Below are 25,845 nucleotides of genomic sequence, written 5' to 3'. Positions count from 1 at the left end.
TAGCCACTATTATAAATGCATCGCAAGGCTTTAAGAAAAATAGCAATAAGTGATATACATCGATTTTTTACGCACGCTAATTGCCGTCTGGCAAAGTATTGACATATTTAAAAACGGATGAAATTATGAAATTATCTACGGATAGGGAGGTTCCTGTATGGAGCTGGATGTTAAATTAAAAAACCTTACGTGCAGTAGTTGTTCTTTACATTGTAAAATAATGCCAGAAAAATCACCTCGTTTACAATATTGTGCTAACGCATGTTTTTGTATGTGGCCGGAAGAAAGTATCTACTTTAACAGAGGTGTTATTGAGGGCATTTTAAATAATAATCATAATGCCCGATTAAATGGTTATATTTTTGTCGATTTCTCTATCAGCTTTTTGCGGCTGTTTCTCGACAAACAGTGGATTGATTATCTCGCCAGCACACGTATGGGTATTGTACTGGTGAGCGATCGGAACATGCAGTCGTTAGCCAACTACTGGCGTAAACATCATCCGGCGGTTTCTGTCGTCATTTATCACGATGATGGACTGGCGGTTGCAAATGAAAAAATCAGACAAGTATTTATTGGGCGACATCTGTCTTTTACAAAAGGGAATACCCTGACCCAGACGGAATTCATCATTATGGGTAACATGGTTGCAGGGAAAAATCCGCATCAAATCGCCGAGTTACTGAGTATGGATATCCGCAGCGTCTATGCTTATAAACAGAGGATCGAGAAAAGAATGGGCGGGAAGATAAACACGCTGTTTATTCATTCGCATCCACTCTCCAATGAAAAAGCCGCATTCCCAATGATCACAAAGGAATGCAAAGGCTCGCTTATTCATCTGCAAAGACGGCGTTAACATTGAAGACAACAGTCGGGCACCGGTCCCGGCTATTTTATATAGGAATCCAGCACCTTCAGGATCACTTCCAGATCGTCTTCGCGCTTCACTTCATCGCTCTGGTGAACAATGTGTTCGGTCAGATGCCCTTTGATCACCTCACGCATTAATCCGTTCACCGCGCCGCGTATCGCCGCGATTTGCTGCAATACCGCGGCACATTCGTGAGGTTCATCCAGCATTTTTTTCAGTGCGACAACCTGCCCCTGGATTTTACTGGCGCGAGCTTTAAGTTTTTGTTTATCCCGGATCGTATGTGACATAACAACGCCTTATTAACATAAATCATTATGGATTATAGCATTGTGACGCTACTGGGGGGTAGTATTTGGTACTGGGGGGGAGTAGAATGCGGGGAAATAAGACAACTAAGAATCATTCTCATGGGCGAATTTTCAACATTACTTCAGCAAGGAAACGCCTGGTTTTTCATTCCCAGCGCCATTCTGTTGGGCGTATTACATGGGCTGGAACCCGGGCACTCCAAAACGATGATGGCGGCGTTTATCATCGCCATCAAAGGGACGATTAAGCAGGCTGTGATGCTGGGGCTGGCAGCCACGCTTTCACATACCGCCGTTGTGTGGCTTATCGCCCTGGGTGGCATGTACATCAGCAGAGCGTTTACCGCAGAATCCGTGGAACCCTGGCTACAACTGGTCTCCGCCATCATTATTCTGAGCACGGCGTTCTGGATGTTCTGGCGTACCTGGAAAGGGGAGCGGGACGGGTTGGCTAACAGGTTTCCTGCCCACACTCACCACCATCACGACCATGAGCACCACCATCACGACCACGACCATCACCACGACCACCAGCATGTTCATATTTCCCTGAAGGGGCTAACGGACGGATCGCACGCCTGGCAGGATGCCCATGAACGGGCACATGCGACCGATATTCAGCGCCGCTTTCACGACCAGGAAGTGACAAACGGACAGATTTTACTGTTTGGCCTGACGGGCGGCCTGATTCCTTGCCCGGCAGCCATCACCGTATTGCTGATCTGCATCCAGCTTAAAGCCTTCACGCTGGGAGCCACGATGGTACTGTGCTTCAGCATTGGTCTGGCGTTAACGCTGGTAGCCGTTGGCGTAGGCGCAGCCATCAGCGTGCAACAGGCCGCAAAACGCTGGAACGGATTTAATACCCTGGCGAGAAAAGCCCCCTATTTCTCCAGCATACTGATCGGTCTGGTGGGGCTTTATATGGGAATGCATGGTTATCTGGGCATTATCCACTAATTGTTCCCCGCCTGTTTCCACAAACGTGCAGCGACCCGGGCGCTGCACGTCCGTTCATATCAATTTTTCGCAAGCCATGAGCAGACCGTAGACGAGCGGTAAGCCGCTCTGATGAGTGAGGCGCATTAACAAATCTTTCCAGAAAGTCGCCTGGCCGTATAATTCGATGCTATTACCCGGCGCGTATTGCAGTTCCGCGCTTTTGCGACAAGCGCGCAGGCATTGCGGATTTATTGCGGAAAAATTGTTCTCTCCCACGCTCAACATCAGCATAATTCCGCGCAGAAAACACGCTTCATGCGAACAAAACGCACTATATCAACTGGCAACTTAAATACGATTGCATCAATTGTTGATCTTAATCAAATGGGGTTTATTGGAAACTAAGCCTTTTAAGCTCCAAAAGATCCAACAAAATAAAATAAAATTCCTAAAGTAAAGAGTACGCACCTAATAGTCAGCAACAGAAACAATATAGTGATGCTGATGATTACTATAAAACCGGTATCTATTTACATCACAGATTCAATTAATTAACACACCGACATGGAACGACTTTACGGCTAAATCATTAATACCAATAAAGCGAATATCTAATTATCTTAATATCGACGCAACCGATCTATTTCCAGTTTTTAATAGCCACCACCTATTACAAAAGATTTATTCGGATGTTTTAAACGATTTTCATATTTAAGATTACTGTCGTTAAAATTCCGGCATAAGAAAAAAGATATATTTTCAGATGGGCTATTTGTCGCCTGGGACGCATTGTTGAATAAAAACGGAGAAGGCGCGTGCAGCAGCACATTTTTCTATTTCAACGCCTCAACACCAGGATTAATACCAATATTTTCGCCAACACTGACTTAATACAGCAACATTCCAGCACAGTGCCATTTTTATGAATGTCCCTGAGCATTGGGAACACCCTGAATTCTCAGGGTAAATCAACACGACTGAATGAAAATGGAGTTTAGTTATGAAACTGAATCGTGCCCTAATTCCGGCGCTGGTGATCTCCGCGATCTATTCTGCGGGCGCGCTGGCTTCTGATAATACCATTACATTTATGGGAGAAGTTTCTGATGAAACCTGTTCCGTATCGGTAAATGGTTCTGAGGCCTCACCTGTCGTCTTACTGCCTACCGTCACGGTAAACACCTTGAACACCAATCAGGTTGCAGGACAAACGACCTTCGACATCGGCGTCAGCGGATGCACCGGCTCAGCCTCCGGGATCAATATTTCAACCGTCTTCGTCGGAAATAACATCAGCGCCACGACCGGAAACCTGGCCAGCAATGGCTCGGCGAGCGATGTTGAAATTCAGATCCTCGACACCAGTGATACAGAGATCGATTTCCGCAACGCGTTTAATGGCGGCGGAGATTTAGCGCTGGCGGCAAATGAGACATCAGCCACGGCAACCTACAAGGCCCAATATTACTCAGGGGGCGCAGCAACCACCGGTACGGTACAAGCCTCCATGCAATACGCGGTTTCTTACCAGTAATTTAACCCAGGCGGGAATTTCGTCCCGCCCTCTTTCGGCCAGGGAGTAATAAATGAACCCCATTCGCGACGCCCTGTATTCTCTCGCGGGGTTTCTGTTTATCTTTTTTACACTCTGGAGTGAACACGTCGCCGCCAGTATTACCATGACCGGGACGCGAATTATTTATAATGGTTCAGCCAACTCTGTCGATGTTCATTTAAAGAATAAAGATTCCTTCCCTTACGTGGTCTCAACCTGGTTCGATAATGGCAATATGGCAGACGGGCCGGAGAAATCAGCTCAACTTCCCTTTATCGCCACGCCGCCGGTATTTCGTATTCAACCCGGCGAAGGGCAAATTATTCGGATTGTTTTTACGGCGGCCCAGTCCCTGCCACAAGACAGGGAATCTCTGTTCTATTTTAATTTTATGCAAGTTCCGCCCGCGAATGTGGGCCAACGTAGCCCGGATCAGGGCAATCAAAACAGCCTGCTGATCATGCTACGCAACCGGGTGAAGTTATTTTATCGTCCGGCTGAATTAAACGGTAATCCACAAAAAATGCTGGCGAACCTTCAGGTCACGCGGACAGGTCAAACCGGCATCACCATTAAAAATAATCAGCCTTATTACATCACCATCGCCGGGCTACAGTTGATCAATGCCTCAGAAACCCGCGCCCAAAAAGCAGGCATGATTGCCCCTTTCAGCAGTGAACGTTATGTCTTTACCGACGCCCGATCGACTGCAAATCAGCGTGTTCGCATCACGTTGATTAACGATCAGGGAGCCAGAATCAGTGAAGATTTTCCTCTTTAATCGCCCGGCGGGTTTCGGCCTGATGGTATGCGTTACGGCATTTTCCGCTGCGGCCAGGGCTGATTACTATTTTGATCCCGCGCTGCTCCAGGGGTCCGCATACGGTCATGGTCTGGATCTCCAGCGCTTTAATCATACCCAAGACAGCGTGCCTGCTGGTGAATACGTGCTGGATGTTTATCTTAATAACCAGTTGATTCGCCAGCAGGAAAAGATCGAACTTATCGCATCCGCCACGCCGGATAACGCCGTCGAACCCTGTCTGCCGTTTGAGGTGGTTCGAGCCAGCGCGATTCGCACGCGCTCCTCTGCGGCGTCTTCAACGCCGCACTGTCTGCGCATCAGCGAGACCGGGCAAAAAATCAGTTGGCAAGTGGATATGGCGAAGCTGCGCCTGAATATGACGATTCCTCAGGCCGGGCTTTACCACGCTCCCCGGGGGTATATTCCCGTTTCCGAATGGGACGCCGGAGAAACCGCGCTGTTTTTGCGCCACAATACCAATTTTTATCATACGGAAAATACAGACTCACACCTGCGCTACGACTACCTGTGGAGCAATATCAATGGCGGTTTCAACATCGGGCTGTGGCAATTTCGCCATCAGGGGAACCTCCGCTATGCCGATGACAACCAGACGGGTAGCCACTACAAATACAATGCGGTAGCGACTGCGATTCAGCGCCCTCTTCCTCAGTTTGAGAGCGTGATAGCGTTTGGGAACAATTACACCAACAGCAGCCTGTTCGGCAGCCTCTCATTCAACGGCATAAAACTGAACACCGATCAACGGATGTGGCCGCAGGGCAAACGCGGTTATGCGCCGGAAGTGCGCGGCGTGGCGACCACAACCGCCCGCGTGGTGGTACGCCAGCAGGGTAAAGTGATTTACGAAACCACCGTCGCGCCCGGCGCTTTTGTTATTAACGATCTCTACAATACCCGTGGCCAGGGCGATCTGGCCGTCGATGTCATCGAAGCGAACGGGCAAATCTCAAGTTTTACCGTTCCCTACTCGGCGGTTCCTGATTCCGTTCGGCCGGGAAACTGGAACTATGAGCTGGCAATGGGCTACGTTCGCCACTACTACAGCGTGGAGAATAAATTTGTCGAAGGCGTTTTACAGCGCGGGATGAGCAACACGCTAACCGCCAATTTGGGTTCACGGCTGGCCGATGATTATCAGGCGTTTCTGCTGGGCGGGGTAATGGCAACATCCGTCGGGGCATTCGGCCTCAATACCGTTTACTCAAACGCCAGAGTCGAAAACGACGATAACGAGCAGGGCTGGCGCATTGAGGCCAGCTACAGCAAAACGTTTACCACCGGCACAAATCTGGTGCTGGCGGCCTACCGTTACTCCACCAGCGGTTATCGTGATTTACAGGATGTGCTGGGCGTGCGCCGTCAGCAGAAAAACAGCGTGGCGTATTATTCGGATACGCTGCACCAGCGTAATAACTTTTCCGCTACGCTCAGCCAGCCGATGGGCGACTGGGGCATGGTTAGCTTCACCGGCAGTACGTCAGATTACTACAGCGACGCGTCGCGCATCACCCAACTCCAGTTTGGCTATAGCAACAGCTGGCACAACATCACCTTTAATCTTAGCGCCGCCAGGCAGCGCAGCAGTTATGCCAGCCGCTACAACACCAGCGTAAACGACCGGGATTTTGACCGCGAAAACCAGCGTAAATACACCGAAAACACGCTTTCACTGGGGATCTCCATCCCCTTCGATGTTGGCGCCAGCCGCACGCAGCTAAATCTGGATATGAATCGCAGCCGCGACGTTCGCACCGCCACGGTGGGGATAAGCGGCGCCACGGGCGAGAACAGCGCCACATCCTGGGCCGTTTATAGCGGCCTGGAGCGAGATAAGCACGATGGCAGCAGCGCAACCTGGGGCGGCAACGTGGAGCAACGAACCGCCGTCGGCGCGTTTCGCGGTTTTGCCTCCCGCGGCAGCGATTACCAGCAATATGGTCTGGGGATGTCCGGCACGCTGGTTGCGCACCGCGGCGGGATCACCGCTGGCCCCTACACCAGCGATACATTTGCGCTTATCGAAGCGCCAGGCGCACGCGGCGCGGCGGTACGTAACGGGCAAGGCGCAACGGTCGATTATTTCGGCTATGCCCTGCTCCCTTCCATGACCCCCTATCGCTATAACACCGTAAGCCTGGACAGCGGAAACATGAATGCCGAAGTTGAGCTACAGAGCGGCAGCAAGCGCATCGTGCCCTACGCCGGCGCGATTTCCCGCGTGAAATTCACGACCACCAGCGGTAAAGCGGCGCTCATCAACACAACGCTTCCCGATGGCGACCAGCCGCCGATGGGCTCTGACGTGACGGACGGCCACGGCGAATCCGTGGGAATGGTCGGCCAGGGCGGGCAAATTTACGCCCGACTGGCGGAACAGTCCGGCGTGCTGTTCGTACAGTGGGGGCAAAAATCCACGCAGCGGTGCCAGGTCTGGTATCAACTACCGGCTAAAACGCATGCGCCGCTGTATCAGCTCACACTACCTTGTCGTCAGGAATAACGTATGAAAATCAGACAGCTCTTTTACGGCCTGTTATTCAGCGGCATGGTTGCGCATCCTGCCCTGTCCACCTGCATTAAGGTCACGTCAGCCAGCCCCCTTTCTCAGGCGGCGAAAGACGCAGGCTATGTGGGCGCCAGTTGGGGCGGCGTGGGGGACGGCGATGTAAAAGGGAAACTGGGCTTGCCCGGCGTCATTACCTTAAGCAACGGGGCGGGATTTCAGAGCGAAGGCACGTTGCTGGGCAGCGCCGCTGCCAGTTTCGTCCCCAATGGACGAACGCAGGGCGTCACGGCCAATCAGATTATGTTTCGCTGTACCGTTTCCGAAATCGGCCAGGTATATGAATACTACGCCACCAACGGCGACGATTACTGGGGAGGCATGGTCGACGTACCGGGAATCGACGGCGCTTACTACACCTACGTTAAAAACGTGGCGGTCAGGCTGACCAATCTAAAAACCGGAGAATATTACTCCCGTTACTGGAAAGCGCGTGCAATCCCGGAAAGTGAAATGTTCAATGACGGCACCTATATCTACATCCCAGCCAGCGCCTTTAGCGACGTATTTGTTGAACTGTTTCGGGTTGATGACAGCGCCAGAGGCGTTGATGGTTCCAACCGTTATACCTATCCCTACGCGGGACCGGCAGGCTATATCGCTTTCCACGGTGGCGGCATGAGTTCAGGGCTTTTCGAGGGCGCTGACAGCCGAACCAACTATAGCGGCTGGGGCGCGGCGCAGTGGCCCGGCGGCTGGACGTTAACCAGCCAGACCGTGTTCGTGCGCGGCGCCGCCTGCCGGGTCAACGACTACCCCGCCATTGTCAGGTTACCGCCAGCTAGCGTTGGCGAACTCATCAGCGGCAGCAGCAGTCAGGCTCCTTTTAGCATTAGCGTTGAATGCGAAACCGGGGCGTTGTCCGGCACGACGGCGTCCACCAGCTTAAGAGCATATGTGGCGATGGGATTCCTGGTCAGCAATCCCACCGCAGCCAATGCGGCCTCTCAGTTGGGCCTCAAGACCGGCTCCGGCGCTTATACATGGCTACTCGACAATCATTATGGCGTAAACGGCGTTGCATCAGGCGTCGGCATTCGCCTCTACAGCGACAAGCAAAATGGCAATGCGCTGAATCTTCTGCCCAACCAAATAGCCACAGCCACGGGCAACGCGGGCGGCTGGTACGGCTATCAGGATCTGACCACGCAAACCGCCAGCGGCTCAACCAGCCTCTACAGCGGCGACTTTACCGCCTCTCTGGAAGCGATTCCGGGGGAAAACGTGACAGCAGGAACAGTCTATGCACAGCTCCAGGTGGTGGTCAGTTTTCAGTAACTGGCCCACATACACGCTTCTTATCGTCTGGACAGGATGGACGGCGACTCCCGCACGAGCCGTGGTCAATACGGAAGTGACTCGCGTTATTTTTAACGCTGGGGAGAGCCATTATTCGCTGGCGCTGGCAAATTCAGCGCAGCACCCTGCCCTGGTTCAAATCTGGACGGATGAAGGCGATCCGCTGAGTCAGCCTGCTGAGACCATCACGCCCATCGTCGCGATACCGCCCGTATTCAAAATGCAGCCGACGGAAATTCGGACGGTAAAGTTACAGCTCGCAGAGAAACCTGGGTTAGCGCGCGAGCGGGAGTCGCTTTACTGGCTGAATATCTACCAGATCCCGCCGATGACCGTTCAGGATGCGAAAACGCGACAAAAACTCGTGCTGCCGCTGCGCATCCGCATGAAAGTGTTTATTCGTCCACAGGGCGTTGGGTCATTGAGAGAGCAGGATGGCGAACGGCTGACCTTCACATTCCAGCCGCAGGAGACGCAGCTTTATGTTAATAACCCGACGCCGTGGTACATCACGCTGGCAGCGCTGGCGTGCGACAACACCAGCGCAACGCCGCTGATGATCGCTCCACTGTCTTCACAACCGCTAGCATTATCCGGGAAGGCAGGACATTGTCGTACCGTCAGGTACGAGCTTATCAACGACCACGGTAATCGCTGGGTTTATGAGAAACCGATAATAAACAGCGGAGCGCCGGAAAATACCGTGGGCAGAAACCCACGGCGATGACCGGTAAAACGCATCAGGCGCGGATATCGTCATACTCGCGCGTTTTATCAAACTCATGTTTGGCAAAAGGACAAAGCGGAATAACCTTGCGGTTCTCCTCGCGCATCTTTTCAACCACCTTCGCGACAAGCTGTTTACCGACGCCCTGCCCCTTCAGGCTGGGATCGACATCCGTATGCTCAATAATGCTCAGATGTTCGCCCGTCGGTACAAATACGATTTCGGCGACCTGATTACCCGCAGCATCATTCACATAAAATTTGTTGTGGCCTTCGAGTATCTCCATCATTTCCTCACTTATTTCTGGCGGTATTTCAGCGCGCCGCTCGGACAGGTATCAATAACACGCACAACCGTTGCCACATCCACTTCATCCGGGATGATCCACGGCTTACGTTTCAGATTAAAGAGCTTCGCGCTACCGCGCACGCAATTACCCGAATGCTGACAAATGGCCGTATTGAAATAGACATCGATTTTCTCGCCGGTATAGGCCCGGTAACCCGCATCCAGTAGTTCCTGATCCATGACATTGCCTCTGTAATTGTTATGTTTTCGCTAGTAAGCATAGCCCCGTCAAAGTGGCGTGGCTACAGGAAAACAGAGGCATTTGCCAGTTGATGAGCAGTCGTCGTTGCGCAAAATAACGTTAAGTCATAAACCAGTAATAAAAGAGACCAACTTTTAATCCAAGGATCACAATATAGGCACAGCAGTACTTCATGGTGCCGGACATTATCTGATTCGCCTGTCCTTCCATTTTGGTTGCCGAAACCGCAATGGCGATACTTTGCGGTGAAATCATTTTCCCGCCTGTTGCGCCGGAGGTATTTGCCGCAGCCAGCCAGTTTGGATCAATATTTAATTTACTGGCGGCAATGGTTTGTAGTTTGCCAAACAGAATATTCGAGTTGGTGTCGCTGCCGGTAACAAACGTTCCCAGCGCACCAATCACCGGAGCGAGAAAAACGTACGAGCTTCCGGTCAGATCGACAATCGACTGGGCCAGCGTGGAGATAATACCGCTGAGATCCATTACCGTTGCCAGAGCGACGATCGCCATAATCGCGACAATGGAATTTTTAAGCTGGAATACGGTTTTGACAAACACTTCCAGCATACCGCGTGCTGATGCCCCCTGAATAAAACCGCCAATAATGGTCGCAAAGATAATCAACATTCCGGGCGTGGTGACCCATTCAACTTTCAGCGCCAGCGTTTTGCCATCGGCCAGCGTAAAATGCAGCACCGAAGCCAACTGAGAAGCCGCCGCTTTTATCGTTGGAAATAACGGCGAGCACAGCAGAATAAAGACAAAAATAAACAGGTAGATAGAACCGACCCGGAACAGCACTTTCGCCGAGCGCGGCGTCGTTTCACGGGTGTGGCTGACTTCAATGCGCCACTCGGGATCTGTTTTCCCTTTGCGCAGGCGGCTGGCAATTGCGACGGCAAAAAGACTGACCAGGCTGCCGGCAAAGGCGGGTAATTCTGCCCCGAGATGTATGGCGACAAAATACTGCGGAACAAGCGTTGTGATACCGCAAAGCAGCGTAATAAGGAACACGCCGCGAATGGCTTTCAGGCCACCGCCAATAATGCAAATTATGACAAACGGCAGCAGGATATTAAAAAGGGCTAATTGCAGAATAATCGTTCCGCCTAAGGTGTAAACCGGCAGATTAACCTGTTCAGCCAGGATAGAGACCGGAATACCAACCGCCCCGAACGCCGTGGGTACGGTGTTGGCCACAAGTGAAGCAATTGCTGCCTTCAGTGGGTTGAATCCCAGCGCGATGAGAATACCGATAGGTATCGCGACCGCCGTACCGTACCCGGCAGCCGCTTCAAGGAATCCACCGAAACACCACGAAATCAGCAGTACCTGAATACGCTTATCTTCGCTAATACTGGCGAGAATATCGCGGAGAATATCCAGCGCTTTGGTCGCCTGCATGACGTTATAACTGAATATAGCGCCGAGGATCACAATCACGATCGGCCATAATCCTTTCAGTGCGCCATAACCCATCGAGGCTTTAAGATTTTGTACTGGCATGTCCCAGAATATTGCAGACAGCGCGGCAGTGAATGCCAACGAAATCAAAACTGAATAATGGATGGGCATTTTCAATTTCAGAATTAAAAATACCATAAGCAGCAAAGGAGAAAGTGCCAGGGCAAACATAAAATATTCGTTCATTACTATTCCTGATTGGTTCATTAAACCTGATTTATATTTATGGTGGGGAGGCTACATTGCCGGTCAAATGAAATATGTAAACTGAATCGCTTCAGTGAATAAAGTAATTATGATTTGTAGTTTTGTAACTATTGTAATCTTTTAATTAAAATTCAATGCCAGGCAAATATACTTAAGAGCAAGACAGATACCTATAAATAGTTATTTAACAACCTGTTTAATAATGATATTGACGAAATTAGTAATCACTTGAAACTATTTTTCGGACGTTCACATCGCTGTAGTTTTCATTATAAAAATGTGAGCGATGCCGAAATAAATAAACCCGGGTATTGCATATGGGTATTGATTGGTGGATTATTCTATTTTGTCATACAAATGAACGTAGAGTAGGATAAACCGAAAAACAATGGTCGTTTTTATTATTGATTTATGACCCGGTGGCCGGTTGCCATCGGGGCTAAATAGAAGTGAAGCAATGGAGCATTGATTGTGAATGTAAATTTCTTTGTTACCTGTATTGGTGACGCGCTGAAATCACGGATGGCACGAGACTCCGTATTGCTGCTGGAAAAACTGGGCTGCCGCGTTAATTTCCCTGAGAAGCAAGGGTGTTGCGGCCAGCCAGCCATCAACAGCGGCTACATCAAAGAAGCGATCCCTGGGATGAAAAACCTGATCGCAGCGCTGGAAGACAACGACGACCCGATTATCTCTCCTGCTGGCTCCTGTACCTACGCGGTAAAAAGCTACCCGACATATCTGGTCGATGAACCTGAATGGGCGTTACGTGCGGAAAAGGTCGCCGCGCGCATGCAGGATCTCACCTCCTTTATCGTTAATAAACTGGGTGTGGTGGATGTGGGAGCCAGCCTTCAGGGCAGAGCCGTCTATCACCCATCCTGTAGCCTGACCCGCAAGCTGGGAGTGAAGGAAGAGCCGCTCACGCTACTGAAAAACGTGCGCGGGCTGGAGCTGTTGACGTTTGCCGATCAGGATACCTGCTGCGGATTTGGCGGGACGTTCTCGGTCAAAATGGCCGAAATATCCGGCGAGATGGTGAAAGAGAAAGTCTTACACCTGATGGATGCCCGGCCTGAATATTTGATTGGCGCAGACGTCAGTTGCCTGCTGAACATTGGCGGTCGACTGCAACGGGAAGGCCAGCCGGTCAAAGTGATGCATATTGCTGAAGTGCTGATGAGCCGCTGAGGGGAAAGAGATGTCGATAAAAACCAGCGATGTAGAATTTAAACTGCGCATTCGTCAGCAAATTGAAGATCCGATCATGCGCAAAGCCGTGGCCAATGCGCAGGAGCGTATCGGCGCGAATCGGCAAAAAATGGTCGATGAGTTAGGGCACTGGGACGAATGGCGTGACCGTGCCAGCCAGATCCGCGATCACGTTCTGAGTAATCTCGACGCTTACCTGTATCAACTCACCGAGAAAGTGACGGAAAACGGCGGGCACGTCTACTTCGCCAAAACCAAAGAAGAAGCCACCCGCTACATTTTACAGGTCGCACAAAGTAAAAACGCGCGCAAGGTAGTAAAGTCCAAGTCGATGGTGACCGAAGAGATTGGCGTCAATCATGTATTGCAGGATGCCGGAATTCAGGTGATCGAAACCGATCTGGGCGAATATATTCTCCAGTTGGATCAGGACCCGCCTTCACACGTTGTGGTTCCGGCAATCCATAAGGATCGCTATCAGATCCGCCGCGTGCTGCATGAACGTCTGGGCTATGACGGCCCGGAAACGCCAGAAGCGATGACCTTATTCATCCGCCAGAAGATCCGCGAGGATTTCCTCAGCGCTGAAATCGGTATTACCGGCTGTAATTTCGCCGTGGCGGAAACCGGATCGGTGTGCCTGGTGACCAACGAAGGCAATGCGCGGATGTGTACCACGCTGCCGAAAACGCACATTGCGGTGATGGGGATGGAGCGTATCGCCCCCACCTTTGCCGAGGTGGACGTACTGATCACCATGCTGGCGCGCAGCGCCGTTGGCGCACGTTTGACGGGATACAACACCTGGCTGACCGGCCCGCGCGAGGCTGGCCACGTTGACGGGCCGGAAGAGTTCCACCTGGTTATCGTGGATAACGGGCGCTCCCGGGTACTCGGTTCTGAATTTCGCGACGTGCTGCGCTGCATTCGCTGCGGAGCCTGTATGAACACCTGCCCGGCATACCGCCACATTGGTGGACACGGCTATGGCTCTATCTATCCCGGCCCTATCGGCGCGGTGATTTCCCCGCTGCTCGGCGGCTATAAGGATTTTAAAGATCTGCCGTATGCCTGTTCATTATGCACGGCCTGCGACAGCGTCTGCCCGGTGCGCATTCCGCTGTCAAAACTGATCCTGCGCCATCGCAGAGTGATGGCCGAAGAGGGCATTACCCCGAAAGCCGAGCGACGGGCGATCAAAATGTTCGCTTATGCCAATAGCCATCCTGGGCTGTGGAAAGTCGGGATGATGGCGGGCGCTCATGCGGCAAGCTGGTTTATTAATGGCGGTAAAACGCCGCTTAAAGTCGGCGCTATTGGTGACTGGATGGAGGCACGAGATCTCCCTGATGCTGACGGAGAGAGTTTCCGTAGCTGGTTTAAGAAACATCAGGCAGAGGAGAAAAAGAATGGATAACCGTAGCGCGTTTTTAAACACCATCGCCCAGGCGCTGGGCCGCCCGCTGCGATTCGAACCGCAGGCAGATACGCTGCCGGTTAACAGCTATGCGAACGAGCGACTGACCGAACTTAGCCAGCAGCAGCGCTGCGACGCGTTTATCCAGTTTGCGAGCGATGTCATGCTGGTACGCTGCGAACTGACCAGCGAAGCGCAGGCGCCGGAAGCGGCGTTACGCCTGTGTGAAGAACTGGGACATAAATCGGTGGTACTCAGCGGCGATAGCCGACTGGTGGAACTGGGGATCACCGAACGCTTGCAGCAGGAATGCAACGCCGTGGTCTGGGACCCGACCCGGGGAGCAGAAAATGTTACCCAGGCCGAGCAAGCGAAAGTCGGCGTAGTGTATGCCGAATATGGCTTAACGGAATCGGGCGGCGTGGTGCTGTTTTCCGCGCCAGAGCGCGGGCGTTCATTAAGCCTGCTGCCGGAATCCTCGATTTTCGTGCTGCGTAAAAGCACCATCCTGCCGCGCGTGGCGCAACTGGCGGAAAAACTGCATCAGAAAGCGCAGGCCGGTGAACGCATGCCATCGTGTATTAACATCATCAGTGGCCCCAGCTCAACGGCGGATATCGAACTGATCAAGGTGGTCGGCGTGCATGGCCCGGTTAAGGCGGTATATCTGATTATTGAAGATTGTTGATACGGCTGTGAATGACCGCACTACTGGCATGGACGCCATAATAGCGGGCAGTTAATCCTGTTGGGTGTTGAATGCGGAGTTCAGGAAACTTGAAGCTGGAGCGGGCGAAGGGAAATCACCCCCACTCCAAAGATCTCGTAATCCCATGGATTTATTAGCAAAAACTTGGTGCATGTTACGCTCTTACGTTCCAATCGTCCGTATACTGGACATTACCATCAACATAACGCTAGGTGATTTTGTCATACATCAGGGAAACAGATTCCATGTGGTTGATCTGCGAGTTCCCTGCCATTTTAGCGTTTGGCATCCCTGGATTAATGCCCGTCACTTTCACGCCCTCAATGGTCATGACGAAGTAACACTCTTCTTGTCCTGCATGGTTAATTCGATACCAGCGAATCTCCGCACTTTTCAACGTTTGACCAGTGGCAACGGCTTTGTATAGATACGGGCTGGAGCTATCAAACTCCTTTTCAATCATCATCGGAGAATGTGAACGCTTGCCAGTGATCTTACCGTTGGCACTGTCTACTGGAATGTTCAGACCATGACTAAAGCCAACAATTTCTATACTCCCCTCACGATCCTGAACGTCTACAGATCCTTTAATGTCTGCGCCGCCATCGTCTTTAAGCCACATGTAAGCCGGAATAGGCATTTTACAAACGCCTTTTAGTTGTGATTTTCTTCGTGATGAACCAGTAGCAAACAATCGTCAAGAGCAACTGAAAGCCCACAATCGCCGCCATTGTGAAATTTGAATACGTTTGATCTGGGAATAAAGACTGATAAGGCAGCAAGCGAAACAACGCCCAAAACAGGAAGGTAAACCCGAAGATTTTAGCTAACCGCCGCAACGTAGAACTGCCCCACTCTCTGGGGATACCTGCTGGACTAACTTTGTGTGTCACGCCACTGTACGCCGTGATAATGGCGCTCATGACAGGTACGCTGATTAATGTGTTAATTAAGATGCTAAAATAGTCGCCTAACGATTCCCAAACTTCTAAATCAGGTTCACCCAAAATGAAGCGGGTAAACTTGTCGGCACTCTGGAAATCGAAAAGCCCCGTAATAGAATTAACTAATCCCTCATACGGAACCATTTTAGCAACGATCAGCATAACAACAGCGAACAGCACTATCTTGATGAACAAACTAAGGGCATGTTTTGCCATTGGCGATCACCTCAATCGTGCCGTATGCCTGTAGCTTCCTCATGCAAGGAACATCTATTTTTCGGGTTCTCAACAGAGCATTACGCAACATGGCAAAATCAGAATCATGTGGGAGAGTGATACAACCTTCTGATAGTACGCCTGGATGCAAACGGAAATTGCCACGCTTAACGCTCTCAATCCATGTGTAATCGTCGTTCCCCCAATCATCACGCCATAATGCGAACCATTCGGAATGTTTGAATGTTGCGCCACTGGTGAAGTGATTATAAATGTCTCTCACCCCTGCGTTTAGCTGTGACTTGAGTCCACCTTGAGGGCGGTCAACAATCCAGTATTTACCCGCTGGTACTGGCCCTCTTTGGGGATCATTCCACATGCCCCACGGTTACGGTAAGCACCATTACCAGAGAAAGCTAAAAACGTGCCTACACCAGGAAACGATAAAGGGGAGTAGTACGCATCATTAATTACGAACTTTCCATGTAGAGCCACAGATAACCCTTTTATCTATAATGATTTGTTGGCTTATCGTACTCCTAAGCAATTGGACATAGGAAGGTTTTCTTCCGAGAAGCCTCTGATTTTCAGACAATAGCAGCCATAAAGCCCCGTTAGTGATACAGCAGCAAGCGTAGCGACTTCATCAGACTGTCAGAGGGATCACACCTTATCAGAATAACCGTGTACCCTTGCGGGAGCGTGGCTGAAACGCTGATAGAGCCTACATGTCGTTTGTAGGCACGTTACACCATAAACCTGTTTACGTGGCTCATAAGGCCGCACATCGGGCTTGAATGCGTGTGATCAGTCTGGTGTAAGAGACAATGTACCTCTTGTTGGTACTTCGTCGTTCAATGGTAGAACGATCACGACAGCTTATGTTAAGTAAGTTGTTGAAAGAAAAACGAGTTTTATAGAAGTTTTGCCACAAGGGGAGAGATCTGGAGCGGGCGAAGGGATTAGAATAGGCTCTCCAATAAATTGAAAAATATGAAATTTTCAAGTTATAACTTTACTTATACCCCCAAAGATACCCCCAAAGAACAGAGGCTTTGAATTCAAGCAATTACCTTTATCGATAAATCAGCAGGAAGCGAGATGATACCAAATGGCAGGCATACTCAAAAGCAGCGATACCGTTAGCATCAGACTAATTACGATTCATTAAACCCAGATCGCGACGGGCCCTCATGATATCAATAATCGTGAGATATGGCGTTTGTTCTTGCCAGCTAAACCCTCTGCGATCGATACGAACCAGTTCGTACTTTTCGACTAGAAAGTTAATGGCATTAGCGAGAGTGATACCGGCATCTATATGTTCCTGTATGACGGTTTCATCACAGAAAGGTGTATCGTTTAGTGTCAAGCCATAATGCTGTTCCAGCAGACGACTAAGTAGCATTTGCCAGATAGTCACGGGCGACAGGCATGGCTTCGCCGCCCGCATATTTGTTGTAGGTAGAAATTTCATTTTTTCTCTCGTGAAAGTAATTAACGTTGAGTGGGATAAATGGTGATGTATACGTAGCCACAACTACCAAGCGTATCGGCTTCGCAGGTGAGTCCGTTGTGATAGAGGGTGACACAGTACTGATGGCGGGGGGAGAGTTCTCCGCTGGTGAGTATCAGCTCCAGCTGCTTGAGTATCAACGGAAAGGCCTGGTCGAGGCGCAACGCATGCTCGTTGCTGAAAGCACCGTTAAACCCGGCGCGGTCAGCGAGAAAATGCAGGCGGTAGCCTTCCTGCACCAGACGTGCTCCAAAACAGGGTGTGATCGTACTCTTTAGCCCCCACTGCTGGCAGGAGGGATTCTCCGGTATGGCACCGGATTCTGAGTGATTGTTCATTATTGTTTCTGATTAAAGTGAAGGATTAATTGAGAGTAACGCTTCGAAGAATGACATAGGGACCATTGCGGTCCTGACGACGTTCAGCAAACACGGCCAGAACGCCGCGTATGTCCTCCACCTCGCGGCCAGCATAATGGCAGATACTACCTAACCATTTATGTTTGCTCGTACTGAAGCGAAACAGTCGGGAGCCAGGATGTTGCCGGTACAGGGTCATTGCCTGGCGTTTGCTGATGATTTTCATATCCAGCCTCGCTCAGCGAACGACACAATGCCCTCTGAACCGATGACCAGATGATCGAGCGTGTTCACATCAACCAGTGCCAGCGCTTCTTTAAGCCTGCCCGTAATGTTGCGGTCGCATTGGCTGGGCTCCGGGTCACCGGATGGATGGTTATGCGCCAGTACGACAGCTGCAGCATTGAAGCGAAGCGCTGACTTCACCACCTCACGGGGATGGACCTGGACATGGTTAATCGAACCGGCAAATAGCGTTTCACCCTCCAGTAAACGATGCTGGTTATCGAGATAGAGCACCATAAACACTTCCCGTTCTTGTCCTGCCAGCTGTAACCGAAGCCAGTCACGGGCTGCCGTACTTGAGGTAAAGGATATGCCGGGCTGGCGCAGATATTTTTCCAGCAAGTTGATAGCGCGGCGGATGGTCCGTTGGGCATAGGGTGTCAATCCGGATGTTGCGGGGAGCTGGCAATCATGCTGGGCCATAACCGTCAGTGGAAAAAGTTCAGGCTGTGATGACACCGGGGATAATGCGGTATTCATGTCAGGCATTCCTCAGTCGATGAGATGCATAATGGAGTTGCACTCTGGATGGTTCAGCGCGAAGTCGCGTAAGCGATAATAGTGCTCAGTCATCGCATCACACTCGGTGCGACAGGCGTGGTGACTGTATGTCATCAGACAGGCGACTATTCCTGCTGCTTCACTGGTGAGTTCTGCTCCATTGCCGTTCATGCTGTTAAACAATGCCCACTTTTCATCATCCTCCGACTCAGGAGACATAAAAGCACCGCCGTTGCTGAGCGTCGAAAAGTTCCAGATGCCACCGTGGTAATCGGCACACAGACGGCCCATCCAGCCAAAGATTCGGGGCTCAAGGGTTATCCATTGTGGGATGGAGCCAAAGTGCTGCGGCCAGAAGCCGATGCGTAACTCGTCAGGGACCACTGAGGCAGTAATTGTGGTATGCTCCGCGAACTGATGATTTTGTGTATTCATTAAACTATCTCCTTATGCCGGAACTGTTGTTTAACGCCCGAAAAAATCGAGCATGTTTTCTGCCATTACCCACAGGGCGCGATTGAGCTTCACATCGCCATCAATACCGGTAACAGCACGGGTGCGGCTGCTTTTCCCCTGAGTGGTTCGCCCTGACAATCCACCTTTCATCGGGTTCTCCTGCACGCGCTGGTATACGGTCCACAGGTCATCGCTGTAGTCCTCCCGACGACGTGGGGTAAGCAACTGCGATACCGTGACCGGCTGGTGGTCTTCACCAAAGTGATACTTCAGCGCGGCATTCGCCAGGGCGTTACGGGCTGGTTCTGGCAGTGCCAGAGACTGCATTGCATCGCGCTTCTCCTCCACCCGGTCAAACACACCGAGCACTTCGTAAGCCCCTTCAATCACCTTCTCAACAACATTCCCTTTATGCGGTACCCGCACTTCTCCGAATGACTGGCCGCAGACCAGGCCGTTGGTACAAACGCCACGAAATAACCCCGGCAGCATCTGGTAGCTTGATGAGCCGTCATGGCTGTTAAGTAGAATGATTTCCTGCACCTGATGGCCGGTCAGTTGACCGGCACGACGCAGGCGAAGCATGTGTTTGGTGTGCTCCCTCTTGCTCTGGTCGCGAACCTTTGTCTGGCAGGCAAAGAACGGCTCAAAGCCTTCACGCTGCAGGCTTTCGAGGATGGTGATGGTCGGGATGTAGGTGTACCTGTCTGAACGAGATTCATGCTTGTCACTCCCGAACACGCTGGGTACATGACTCATCAGCTCTTCGTGGGTCAGAGGCCGGTCACGGCGTATCTGGTTTATACGGCCAAAGCGGCTGGCTAATCGCATGGCTAACTCCTTATCTGATAATGAAATAAAAACAAAAAGGCCATGTTCCCGAAGGAGCATGGCCTGTTGCTATCTGGTGTTGGTGCGTAGCGGGCTGGAGAGGTCTGAAATGTGAATTATTAATCGCTGTAGTGTGTGGTCCGACACTCACTGAGGTCAGACAGCTCTTTTTGCGTATTTTTCAGGCCCGGACTAAAGGAGCCAACTTTGTTATTGTTGACGTAGACATCGAAATGAGACGACTGACCCAGCGCGTCAATAAATGACACCCAGGCGTTATCGCCATTCCTCCAGCCGAGGGACGAAGGTAACGGATACTGGCTGTTATCCATGACCACCGTTATTTCTGTCCCGTCGTCGTGAGAATCCAGCATCGTACCATTGGGCAGGGTTACTAATACGCCATGCTGCAGAATGTTCTGTTCATCGGGATTACCAGTACAGTTGAGGTTAAAAATCACCTTCTCAGGGCTACTGATAATGTATTCCGTCACCCCCATACCAAAACCGCTGGCCCACATATTGGGGATCGCGTGTGCGACGCCAGTGAATGCCAGTAAGGCGAACAAGACAGATAAGTAACGTTTCATGACACCCCCTCTTTTTATTTTATTCTGAATAGTCGAGAACCTCGACGATTTTGCCTTTGTAGTACAAAGCAACAGACGCCAGGGTGTTACGGTTAGTAGGTTTAATAAAGCCCACTTTAAAATCGGTAGAACAGACCTGGTCGATGTTCAGTTGACCTTTGGTTGGAAAGACATCCATCGCGTCACCGTTAGCACGGTCTACGACGCCGTAGAAGCCACCTGCGCAGGCCTTACTACCAGTGTGGCTGGTAACAATGGCAACCCGCTTATTGGAAGAGATGGAGACAACGGAACAACTCTTCTGCAGCAACTTACGCTGGGTACACCAGTAAGGCTTATTGTTCGCATTGATATCGCGAGTGTAGGCAGGGATCCCGCCATCGATACTCCCCTGGAAGCCACTGAAGACATCAGCCTGCACATGGTTGATGTTAAACCCAACGGCAATAGCCATTAAGGCTGAAGTGAGTAATTTCATACCTGTTCCTTATGGATAAGTTGCCCGTAACTGCCGTCACCGAGCAGTGAATGAAAAACATGAAAATGAGGTAGCGCTTGTAAAAATTCGGAGCGAGACAGGATGTCCCGCACATTGGCTTCAGGAGTAAAACTGTCGGGATGGGAAGTGACAGCCCGAATATCCGCCAGTGGCAGCGCGATGATGCGAGTCTGGTGCGTTCCTGTCAGATACCAGCCACCGTCATACAGAACCAGTCGGTAGGGAGCGACATCTGTATAGCAACACCCGTTACATCGCAGGGTCACTTTCCTGCATTCCTGGACGGCATTCACCAGCCGGGTAAAGACTCCACTATCGGTGACTGCCGGAGAAGGGCTCCCCTGCCAGATGAGGCAGGGAGATTCGCCCGAGCCACTCAGAAGTGAACTGACAAGATGACCATCCAGTTCCGGAAACAGCGATTCGACGCCTGACTGGCGGGCAAAAGCCATCACTACCAATTCCCGCTGGCGACTGCCGGACAGCAGACGGCACCGGCCCTGACGATACTCGAGGTCCAGATACATCAGCCGTTCGCGGAAATCCCGGCGCAGTGTGCGGACCGACACACCAAACTCGGCGGCCAGTTTGCACATATCCAGCGTTTCACCCGCCACCAGACGACCAATAATCATCGACAGTCTGACCGCAAGCCGGTCATGGCGACGTTCAGCCTGAGTCATAAGACTTCGTTCTCCGGTAAGCTAATTCACTGAAAAGATGCGGATTAGTGTAACAAGGGGGTATGGCAGGGTATGGACACAGAAAGACGATTTTTTAAATCGGTTGATTCGAGGAAGGGCGCGGTCTGCCCGGGAATTCAGCTCTTTACCCGGTGTAAATCCGCCATAAACGGACAGGGTATGTCCTCGCATTATTGCCTTGCCTGCATAGTGTCAGAAGAAAATCCAGTCCCAGACGACCCGGGCAACCGATAACACAGCATCACGTACGGTACGAATCACAGTTTTCAGGGGAGCGGGCAGGAGCGACGATGATTCTGCCGTATCAAACACCCTCCCCACCGCTTCACCGAAATCGTTACGGGCTTGCGACTTTACCGGCTCTGTGCATAGCCTCCCGTGCAGTTGCGTCGCTACCGGACTGGTGGCTCGATCCGGCAGGCAGCGCATCATGGTTGCCACCATCTCCTCAACGCCCCATCCACTACAGGCTGACACCACACAGACCGGATGACGGGGGCGAAACATCGCAGCAATGGCGGCCTGCTTTTCCTGAAGATTAACCCGTTGCTGTGCTGAAGGCGTGCTGGTACGGGTATCCCATTCGTGGCAGGGTTCGATTTTGTCGGCCTGGTTCAGCACAAACAGCACCTGTTGCTGATAAGGCTGCATTACTCCGAGCCAGAACTGCTCGTCCACCGACAGCGCCCGGTCATCAGCCTTCATGACCCACAGCACCAGGTCCAGTTCTGGTAGCATACGCCGGTACAAGGCGCGATATTCATGGTCCCGCTGTCCGCTTTCTCCCACGCCCGGCAAATCGACAATCACCAGGCTGTGACGCCCGCTGCGTAACCGGAATCGCAGTACGTCGCGGGTACAGGCGTTTACATCGCTGACGGGGGAGACCTCACCCCGGAAGAGTTCATTACAGAGCGAGGACTTACCGGCCCCGCTTTTGCCCATGATGCCAATCACCGGCTCGTAGTGGGTGAGGCTCTGAATGCGTTCAAGAATAAGCTGGCGAAGCGTATCGGGCAGCGACGCCAGCGGTTGTTCGAAGGCCTGAAGGCCGTGAGGTTTAGTCATACAGGGTTCTCAGCGTGAAAAACAAAAATCCCCGCTCACCGGATAAGGAGGCGGGGGATTCACGTAGATAATATCTGTCTGAAATTATTTTGAATGAAGCTTATTGTCACCATCATGTTGCTTTATGATTGCCGGGATTTACTCTTCGCATCATTAAAAGCATTATTAATCAGGTCATTAAGAATGTCCTTTGATGTGCTTTTCTCTAAGTGCGCAATAAACTCAAGCTTTTTTTGAGCCGCTTTTGTCAACTTCGCAGCGGTTGGTTCCTTCGCTCTTCTGGCTCTTCTTTCCTTTTGCTCCCATGCATTTTTGAGTTCTTCAAGCAGGATCATTTTGTGTCCAATTTCTTTGTTGCTTGGATCCAGACCGCCAGATAGTAGCTTTCCTGGTTTTCGCTTTGGATTTTTTATTGTTAAATACTCCTCCTGAGGTATTGTCCAGCCTTTCCAGTTATCGAATGTCGCGATAACAAAATTCCATCTCTGGGTTTGATTCCGGGGTTGAAATGGAATGCCAATACAACGTTTATGCATTTCATCCCAAAGCCACTGGCAATGATCTTTGTTTTTATAATTAAGCCAGGAAAAAGGGGACGGGAATCTGTTATATTGCTCTGTCCATAAGGCAGTGATTTCAGATATTAATTTTAGGATCTGATTATTAGTTCTATATCTGATGCGTAATTGATCAATAACACTAAGAAAACTATCTTGTATAATTTTGCTGTTCTTTGAATACGTATTAGAAACACCATTTGCATGGATTAAGTTTACTGGCGGAAGGTTGTTATAATTCTTACTGTCAACCACTTTTTTACCATCGATGAAATTAATATTTACTATCGAAGAATTCTCCAGGGACACGGTTTTTTCATGTGCAGTTTCAATTCCAAGATAATGACCAGGTTGTGGAATTAATACCTCTGGTAATTCTGGTGGAGGTGGAAGCTCCCCAGCTTCTGCCTGCTGTAAAGGGCCATCAAACTCTGACATCAATGATTGAGCCCAGTCTTGTTGTTCGCTCAAATCTGAACTGTCCTTAACCTGCAGAGCAATGCCCTGTTTTGCCCGTGCTGAAAAATCCGTAATCAAATGGAACAAAAAAAAGTGACACGCTCTCTGTTCTTTTTTTAACCAACTTAGTTCTCTTACCAACCCCTTCACTACTTTCATTCTTCATTTCTCAAATAATTATCATTTGCATTTGCATTGATTTAAGAAAATTTTAACATCAACAATATAGTGAATAAAGTACAGATGATCACATAGTGAAAGCAAACATTAAACAAAGAAAATATGATTCAAAAGCATAATAAATTCGTAGGGTATTTTATTGGTTAAACAGCATAAAAATGGGCTTTGTAGCTATTTTTTTACGGATTTTTCCATCGTGTTACCAGCTTTGGTTGCTTTGCTTTTTCATGTCTGGCTTTACGGAAAAAGATCGTGGTAATTGGCTTGTTCCTGCGCAGGTATTTGTTTGAGCGGGCCCGGGCATGCGGTCACAAAAACGGTTATGAAATGAGGTGGCCACTTCCTGCAGTTGACGGGAGGCGACAGGAGGTCAATGTACCTCGCTTTTTTTACGTATCAGCCCGGTAGGTATGTCGGAGCAGTGGTCGTTATCAAACATCACTCATCCGGCTTACCTTTCTTAACCGGAGATACAAATCATGACTACCCGCCTTTCACTTACCGAAGACCAGTTCGTTGACATGGCATTTATCACCAGCCTACTGCAAATGACAGACAAGTGGATTTACAAGCTCATTAAGGACGGCGTCTTTCCCAAACCCATCAAGCTGGGGCGAAGCTCCCGATGGTTAAAAAGCGAAGTCGAAAACTGGCTACAGGAAAGAATCGACCAGTCCCGTAAATAACCTCCCGCCAGACTAAACCCTCAGCAGAATAATGACTATCCGGTTGCTCCGGAGGTTTTCTGCTGTCTGTCATTTAAGCCAGAAGGAATATGAACCATGAAAGATTACAAACCGCGTTACGAAGAACTTTATAAATATTATCAGGTCTGGTTGACCGATTTTACGAAACTGATGGTCAGATCGGGTATGTGCCATCAGAATATCTACCACCACCATACCCTGACGGTTGGCAGCCTTAAGTTTCCGGGAGAGGAAGAGGTTATTGCTGTTGTTCCCCAGTGTCTGCACCGGATTATTTATGGCAGAGCAGCAGCCCCACTGACTGTTAATGATGACCTGAGTGTCAGTTTATTTACCCAGGAACACTTGCTGGCCCACCATCCCATGCTGGAGGGGATTTTGCTGTCTGAGTGCGTGCGTTTAAAACAACGCCCTCTGGCAAATAAGCTCATCAGTTTGTTCCGCCAGTTCAGCGGTAGCGAGCTGCGTCTGAAGCTGGTCTGGCTGTGCTGGTACGATTTGATGCTAGGGAATTGTCTTGATGACTGGACCGATAATCTCAGGTTCAAAAAAGACAAAGAGATGGATATCTGGATCAATGACCGGCAGGCTGAAAACCCTGCGCTGACCAGTCTGATGGACGAGTATGTCTGCTTTGCATGGCGGACGACTGCCGAACCACTTAATTAGACTCCGATGGCTGAGAGTAAATACAGCTTCTGCAGGGTAAAACAATGGCCATTTCTGAAGAGACTACCTTTGGAGTGGTTTTTGTTCAGAAAATATTCTGCGAAGCTGCATATTCAGTCGTTGGTGATACTGGCTTAAACATCAACTGATGCGATCAGAAATGAATAATTAAGGTTAATTAATATTATTTATAGAAGTCAGTAAGTTATGCCTGTCTCACTGTAAGTCTCCATGTGTAGCTATGTCGTGCAACCCCATGCCCGGTAGTCGTAATCCAGTCAGTCACCACCGTGTCTGGCTAGTAACAATCCGCTCATATCAATAGCCCTCTGCGAAGTCAGTCCTGCACTGGCGAATGTTGTTGGTAACAGTTGCCAGTGCAGCTTATTGCCTGGAAGGGTATTCGCATGAGATCGAACATCAGTTTGTGAAAACAAGATTAACAACAGGCGGGTATACGTCACATGGCATTGTTACCGCAATTGCGGTCTGCTGTTGCCACATCATTCTACCCGATACACCCGATTCCATGGGGAGGTGTTCATAAATTACGCCACACCCATTTCCTTTGACTCAACACGAGGAATTCCAATGAAGCCTTACAACGCCAATCCCAACTACGTCATGAACGGTCCTCTCCTG

At 50.4% G+C, this 25,845-nt stretch carries 29 protein-coding genes and 1 pseudogene; 12 read left to right on the top strand and 18 right to left on the bottom strand.

Going from position 1 to position 25,845, the window contains the following annotated elements; translation table 11 throughout:
• The first annotated feature begins 157 nt into the window (after positions 1-157).
• Positions 158-859, top strand: coding sequence for a helix-turn-helix transcriptional regulator (locus OGV79_RS03485; RefSeq protein ID WP_024130913.1), 702 nt, complete (start codon positions 158-160; stop codon positions 857-859).
• Between the two features lie 32 nt (positions 860-891).
• On the opposite strand, the gene rcnR is transcribed toward OGV79_RS03485, so the two are convergent.
• Positions 892-1,164 carry a Ni(II)/Co(II)-binding transcriptional repressor RcnR gene (rcnR, locus tag OGV79_RS03480; protein WP_012134972.1) on the bottom strand — a complete coding sequence of 91 codons (273 nt, stop codon included), beginning with the start codon at positions 1,162-1,164 and terminating at the stop codon, positions 892-894.
• Positions 1,165-1,284: 120 nt separating this feature from the next.
• Between rcnR and OGV79_RS03475 the strand changes: the two genes are divergently transcribed.
• The 6 genes from OGV79_RS03475 (at position 1,285) to OGV79_RS03450 (ending at position 9,100) form a co-directional block, all read left to right on the top strand.
• The gene (locus tag OGV79_RS03475) at positions 1,285-2,145 is read left to right on the top strand and encodes a nickel/cobalt efflux protein RcnA (protein ID WP_286467559.1); all 861 of its coding nucleotides are present in this window, start codon (positions 1,285-1,287) and stop codon (positions 2,143-2,145) included.
• 982 nt (positions 2,146-3,127) lie between these two features.
• Positions 3,128-3,661: a fimbrial protein gene (locus tag OGV79_RS03470; RefSeq protein ID WP_012134978.1), complete on the top strand. Its 534-nt coding sequence runs from the start codon at positions 3,128-3,130 to the stop codon at positions 3,659-3,661.
• 52 nt (positions 3,662-3,713) lie between these two features.
• The gene (locus OGV79_RS03465; RefSeq protein ID WP_101744095.1) at positions 3,714-4,463 is read left to right on the top strand and encodes a fimbria/pilus periplasmic chaperone; all 750 of its coding nucleotides are present in this window, start codon (positions 3,714-3,716) and stop codon (positions 4,461-4,463) included.
• Positions 4,444-7,011, top strand: coding sequence for a fimbrial outer membrane usher protein (locus OGV79_RS03460; RefSeq protein ID WP_286467552.1), 2,568 nt, complete (start codon positions 4,444-4,446; stop codon positions 7,009-7,011). Before OGV79_RS03465 ends, OGV79_RS03460 begins: the two co-directional genes overlap by 20 nt.
• Positions 7,012-7,014: 3 nt before the next feature.
• Positions 7,015-8,352, top strand: a complete 1,338-nt coding sequence (gene stbD / locus OGV79_RS03455; RefSeq protein WP_286467545.1) for a fimbrial usher protein StbD — start codon at positions 7,015-7,017, stop codon at positions 8,350-8,352.
• Positions 8,318-9,100 (top strand): fimbria/pilus periplasmic chaperone, encoded by a 783-nt coding sequence (locus OGV79_RS03450; RefSeq protein ID WP_286467541.1) that lies wholly within the window; start codon positions 8,318-8,320, stop codon positions 9,098-9,100. Before stbD ends, OGV79_RS03450 begins: the two co-directional genes overlap by 35 nt.
• Positions 9,101-9,113: 13 nt before the next feature.
• Here the strand turns inward: OGV79_RS03450 and OGV79_RS03445 are convergent, their stop codons facing one another.
• The 3 genes from OGV79_RS03445 to OGV79_RS03435 all read right to left on the bottom strand — a co-directional run bounded on the left by OGV79_RS03445 (position 9,114) and on the right by OGV79_RS03435 (position 11,303).
• Positions 9,114-9,386, bottom strand: coding sequence for a GNAT family N-acetyltransferase (locus tag OGV79_RS03445; RefSeq protein WP_058669118.1), 273 nt, complete (start codon positions 9,384-9,386; stop codon positions 9,114-9,116).
• Between the two features lie 11 nt (positions 9,387-9,397).
• A complete protein-coding gene (gene yjdI, locus OGV79_RS03440) occupies positions 9,398-9,628 on the bottom strand; it encodes a 4Fe-4S mono-cluster protein YjdI (protein ID WP_047461459.1) in 231 nt (76 codons plus the stop codon).
• A 121-nt stretch (positions 9,629-9,749) separates the two neighbouring features.
• Positions 9,750-11,303, bottom strand: a complete 1,554-nt coding sequence (locus OGV79_RS03435) for an L-lactate permease (protein WP_058668056.1) — start codon at positions 11,301-11,303, stop codon at positions 9,750-9,752.
• 492 nt (positions 11,304-11,795) lie between these two features.
• On the opposite strand from OGV79_RS03435, the gene OGV79_RS03430 reads away from it, so the two are divergent.
• Genes OGV79_RS03430 through OGV79_RS03420 form a run of 3 tightly spaced genes read left to right on the top strand, consistent with a single transcriptional unit; the run spans position 11,796 to position 14,641 of the window.
• Complete coding sequence (locus tag OGV79_RS03430) at positions 11,796-12,515, top strand: (Fe-S)-binding protein (protein WP_024130919.1); 720 nt, start codon at positions 11,796-11,798, stop codon at positions 12,513-12,515.
• A gap of 10 nt (positions 12,516-12,525) precedes the next feature.
• Positions 12,526-13,953 carry a LutB/LldF family L-lactate oxidation iron-sulfur protein gene (locus OGV79_RS03425; RefSeq protein ID WP_110493855.1) on the top strand — a complete coding sequence of 476 codons (1,428 nt, stop codon included), beginning with the start codon at positions 12,526-12,528 and terminating at the stop codon, positions 13,951-13,953.
• Entirely contained in the window at positions 13,946-14,641 is a 696-nt protein-coding gene (locus tag OGV79_RS03420) for a LutC/YkgG family protein (protein WP_286467522.1), read from the top strand. Before OGV79_RS03425 ends, OGV79_RS03420 begins: the two co-directional genes overlap by 8 nt.
• Positions 14,642-14,870: 229 nt before the next feature.
• Here the strand turns inward: OGV79_RS03420 and OGV79_RS03415 are convergent, their stop codons facing one another.
• The 14 genes and pseudogenes from OGV79_RS03415 to OGV79_RS03350 all read right to left on the bottom strand — a co-directional run bounded on the left by OGV79_RS03415 (position 14,871) and on the right by OGV79_RS03350 (position 23,806).
• Positions 14,871-15,302, bottom strand: a complete 432-nt coding sequence (locus tag OGV79_RS03415; RefSeq protein WP_286467519.1) for an Hcp family type VI secretion system effector — start codon at positions 15,300-15,302, stop codon at positions 14,871-14,873.
• Position 15,303: 1 nt separating this feature from the next.
• Positions 15,304-15,822 (bottom strand): hypothetical protein, encoded by a 519-nt coding sequence (locus OGV79_RS03410; RefSeq protein WP_114848302.1) that lies wholly within the window; start codon positions 15,820-15,822, stop codon positions 15,304-15,306.
• Positions 15,803-16,317: pseudogene (locus tag OGV79_RS03405) on the bottom strand (DUF2778 domain-containing protein). Before OGV79_RS03405 ends, OGV79_RS03410 begins: the two are co-directional and overlap by 20 nt.
• 658 nt (positions 16,318-16,975) lie before the next feature.
• Positions 16,976-17,299 (bottom strand): TA system toxin CbtA family protein, encoded by a 324-nt coding sequence (locus OGV79_RS03400; protein WP_001546951.1) that lies wholly within the window; start codon positions 17,297-17,299, stop codon positions 16,976-16,978.
• Between the two features lie 20 nt (positions 17,300-17,319).
• Positions 17,320-17,676 (bottom strand): type IV toxin-antitoxin system YeeU family antitoxin, encoded by a 357-nt coding sequence (locus OGV79_RS03395; RefSeq protein ID WP_286467489.1) that lies wholly within the window; start codon positions 17,674-17,676, stop codon positions 17,320-17,322.
• A gap of 25 nt (positions 17,677-17,701) precedes the next feature.
• A complete protein-coding gene (locus OGV79_RS03390) occupies positions 17,702-17,923 on the bottom strand; it encodes a DUF987 family protein (RefSeq protein WP_286467483.1) in 222 nt (73 codons plus the stop codon).
• Positions 17,920-18,462 carry a RadC family protein gene (gene radC / locus OGV79_RS03385; protein WP_286467472.1) on the bottom strand — a complete coding sequence of 181 codons (543 nt, stop codon included), beginning with the start codon at positions 18,460-18,462 and terminating at the stop codon, positions 17,920-17,922. Before radC ends, OGV79_RS03390 begins: the two co-directional genes overlap by 4 nt.
• Before the next feature lie 12 nt (positions 18,463-18,474).
• Positions 18,475-18,918 carry an antirestriction protein gene (locus OGV79_RS03380; protein WP_097448420.1) on the bottom strand — a complete coding sequence of 148 codons (444 nt, stop codon included), beginning with the start codon at positions 18,916-18,918 and terminating at the stop codon, positions 18,475-18,477.
• Positions 18,919-18,948: 30 nt separating this feature from the next.
• Positions 18,949-19,770: a DUF932 domain-containing protein gene (locus OGV79_RS03375; RefSeq protein WP_286467457.1), complete on the bottom strand. Its 822-nt coding sequence runs from the start codon at positions 19,768-19,770 to the stop codon at positions 18,949-18,951.
• A gap of 119 nt (positions 19,771-19,889) precedes the next feature.
• The gene (locus OGV79_RS03370) at positions 19,890-20,360 is read right to left on the bottom strand and encodes a YfjT/YkfB family phage-associated protein (RefSeq protein ID WP_286467448.1); all 471 of its coding nucleotides are present in this window, start codon (positions 20,358-20,360) and stop codon (positions 19,890-19,892) included.
• A 19-nt stretch (positions 20,361-20,379) separates the two neighbouring features.
• Positions 20,380-20,838: a hypothetical protein gene (locus OGV79_RS03365; protein WP_048281172.1), complete on the bottom strand. Its 459-nt coding sequence runs from the start codon at positions 20,836-20,838 to the stop codon at positions 20,380-20,382.
• A complete protein-coding gene (locus OGV79_RS03360; RefSeq protein ID WP_048281173.1) occupies positions 20,835-21,542 on the bottom strand; it encodes a WYL domain-containing protein in 708 nt (235 codons plus the stop codon). The genes OGV79_RS03365 and OGV79_RS03360 overlap by 4 nt, the downstream gene beginning before the upstream one ends.
• 213 nt (positions 21,543-21,755) lie before the next feature.
• Positions 21,756-22,631, bottom strand: a complete 876-nt coding sequence (locus OGV79_RS03355) for a GTPase family protein (RefSeq protein WP_286467417.1) — start codon at positions 22,629-22,631, stop codon at positions 21,756-21,758.
• A gap of 122 nt (positions 22,632-22,753) precedes the next feature.
• The gene (locus OGV79_RS03350; protein ID WP_048281175.1) at positions 22,754-23,806 is read right to left on the bottom strand and encodes a hypothetical protein; all 1,053 of its coding nucleotides are present in this window, start codon (positions 23,804-23,806) and stop codon (positions 22,754-22,756) included.
• A 500-nt stretch (positions 23,807-24,306) separates the two neighbouring features.
• On the opposite strand from OGV79_RS03350, the gene OGV79_RS03345 reads away from it, so the two are divergent.
• On the top strand, positions 24,307-24,513 hold the full coding sequence (locus OGV79_RS03345; protein WP_048281176.1) for a helix-turn-helix transcriptional regulator: 207 nt from the start codon (positions 24,307-24,309) through the stop codon (positions 24,511-24,513).
• Between the two features lie 96 nt (positions 24,514-24,609).
• On the top strand, positions 24,610-25,203 hold the full coding sequence (locus tag OGV79_RS03340; protein WP_286467401.1) for a hypothetical protein: 594 nt from the start codon (positions 24,610-24,612) through the stop codon (positions 25,201-25,203).
• Positions 25,204-25,845 lie beyond the last annotated feature (642 nt).

This window comes from Citrobacter sp. CK185, assembly GCF_030333565.1.
GTDB classification, from domain to species: domain Bacteria; phylum Pseudomonadota; class Gammaproteobacteria; order Enterobacterales; family Enterobacteriaceae; genus Citrobacter_B; species Citrobacter_B koseri.
The sequence above is the reverse complement of the archived record's forward strand: the minus strand, read 5'-3'. Positions and strand labels throughout refer to the sequence as shown.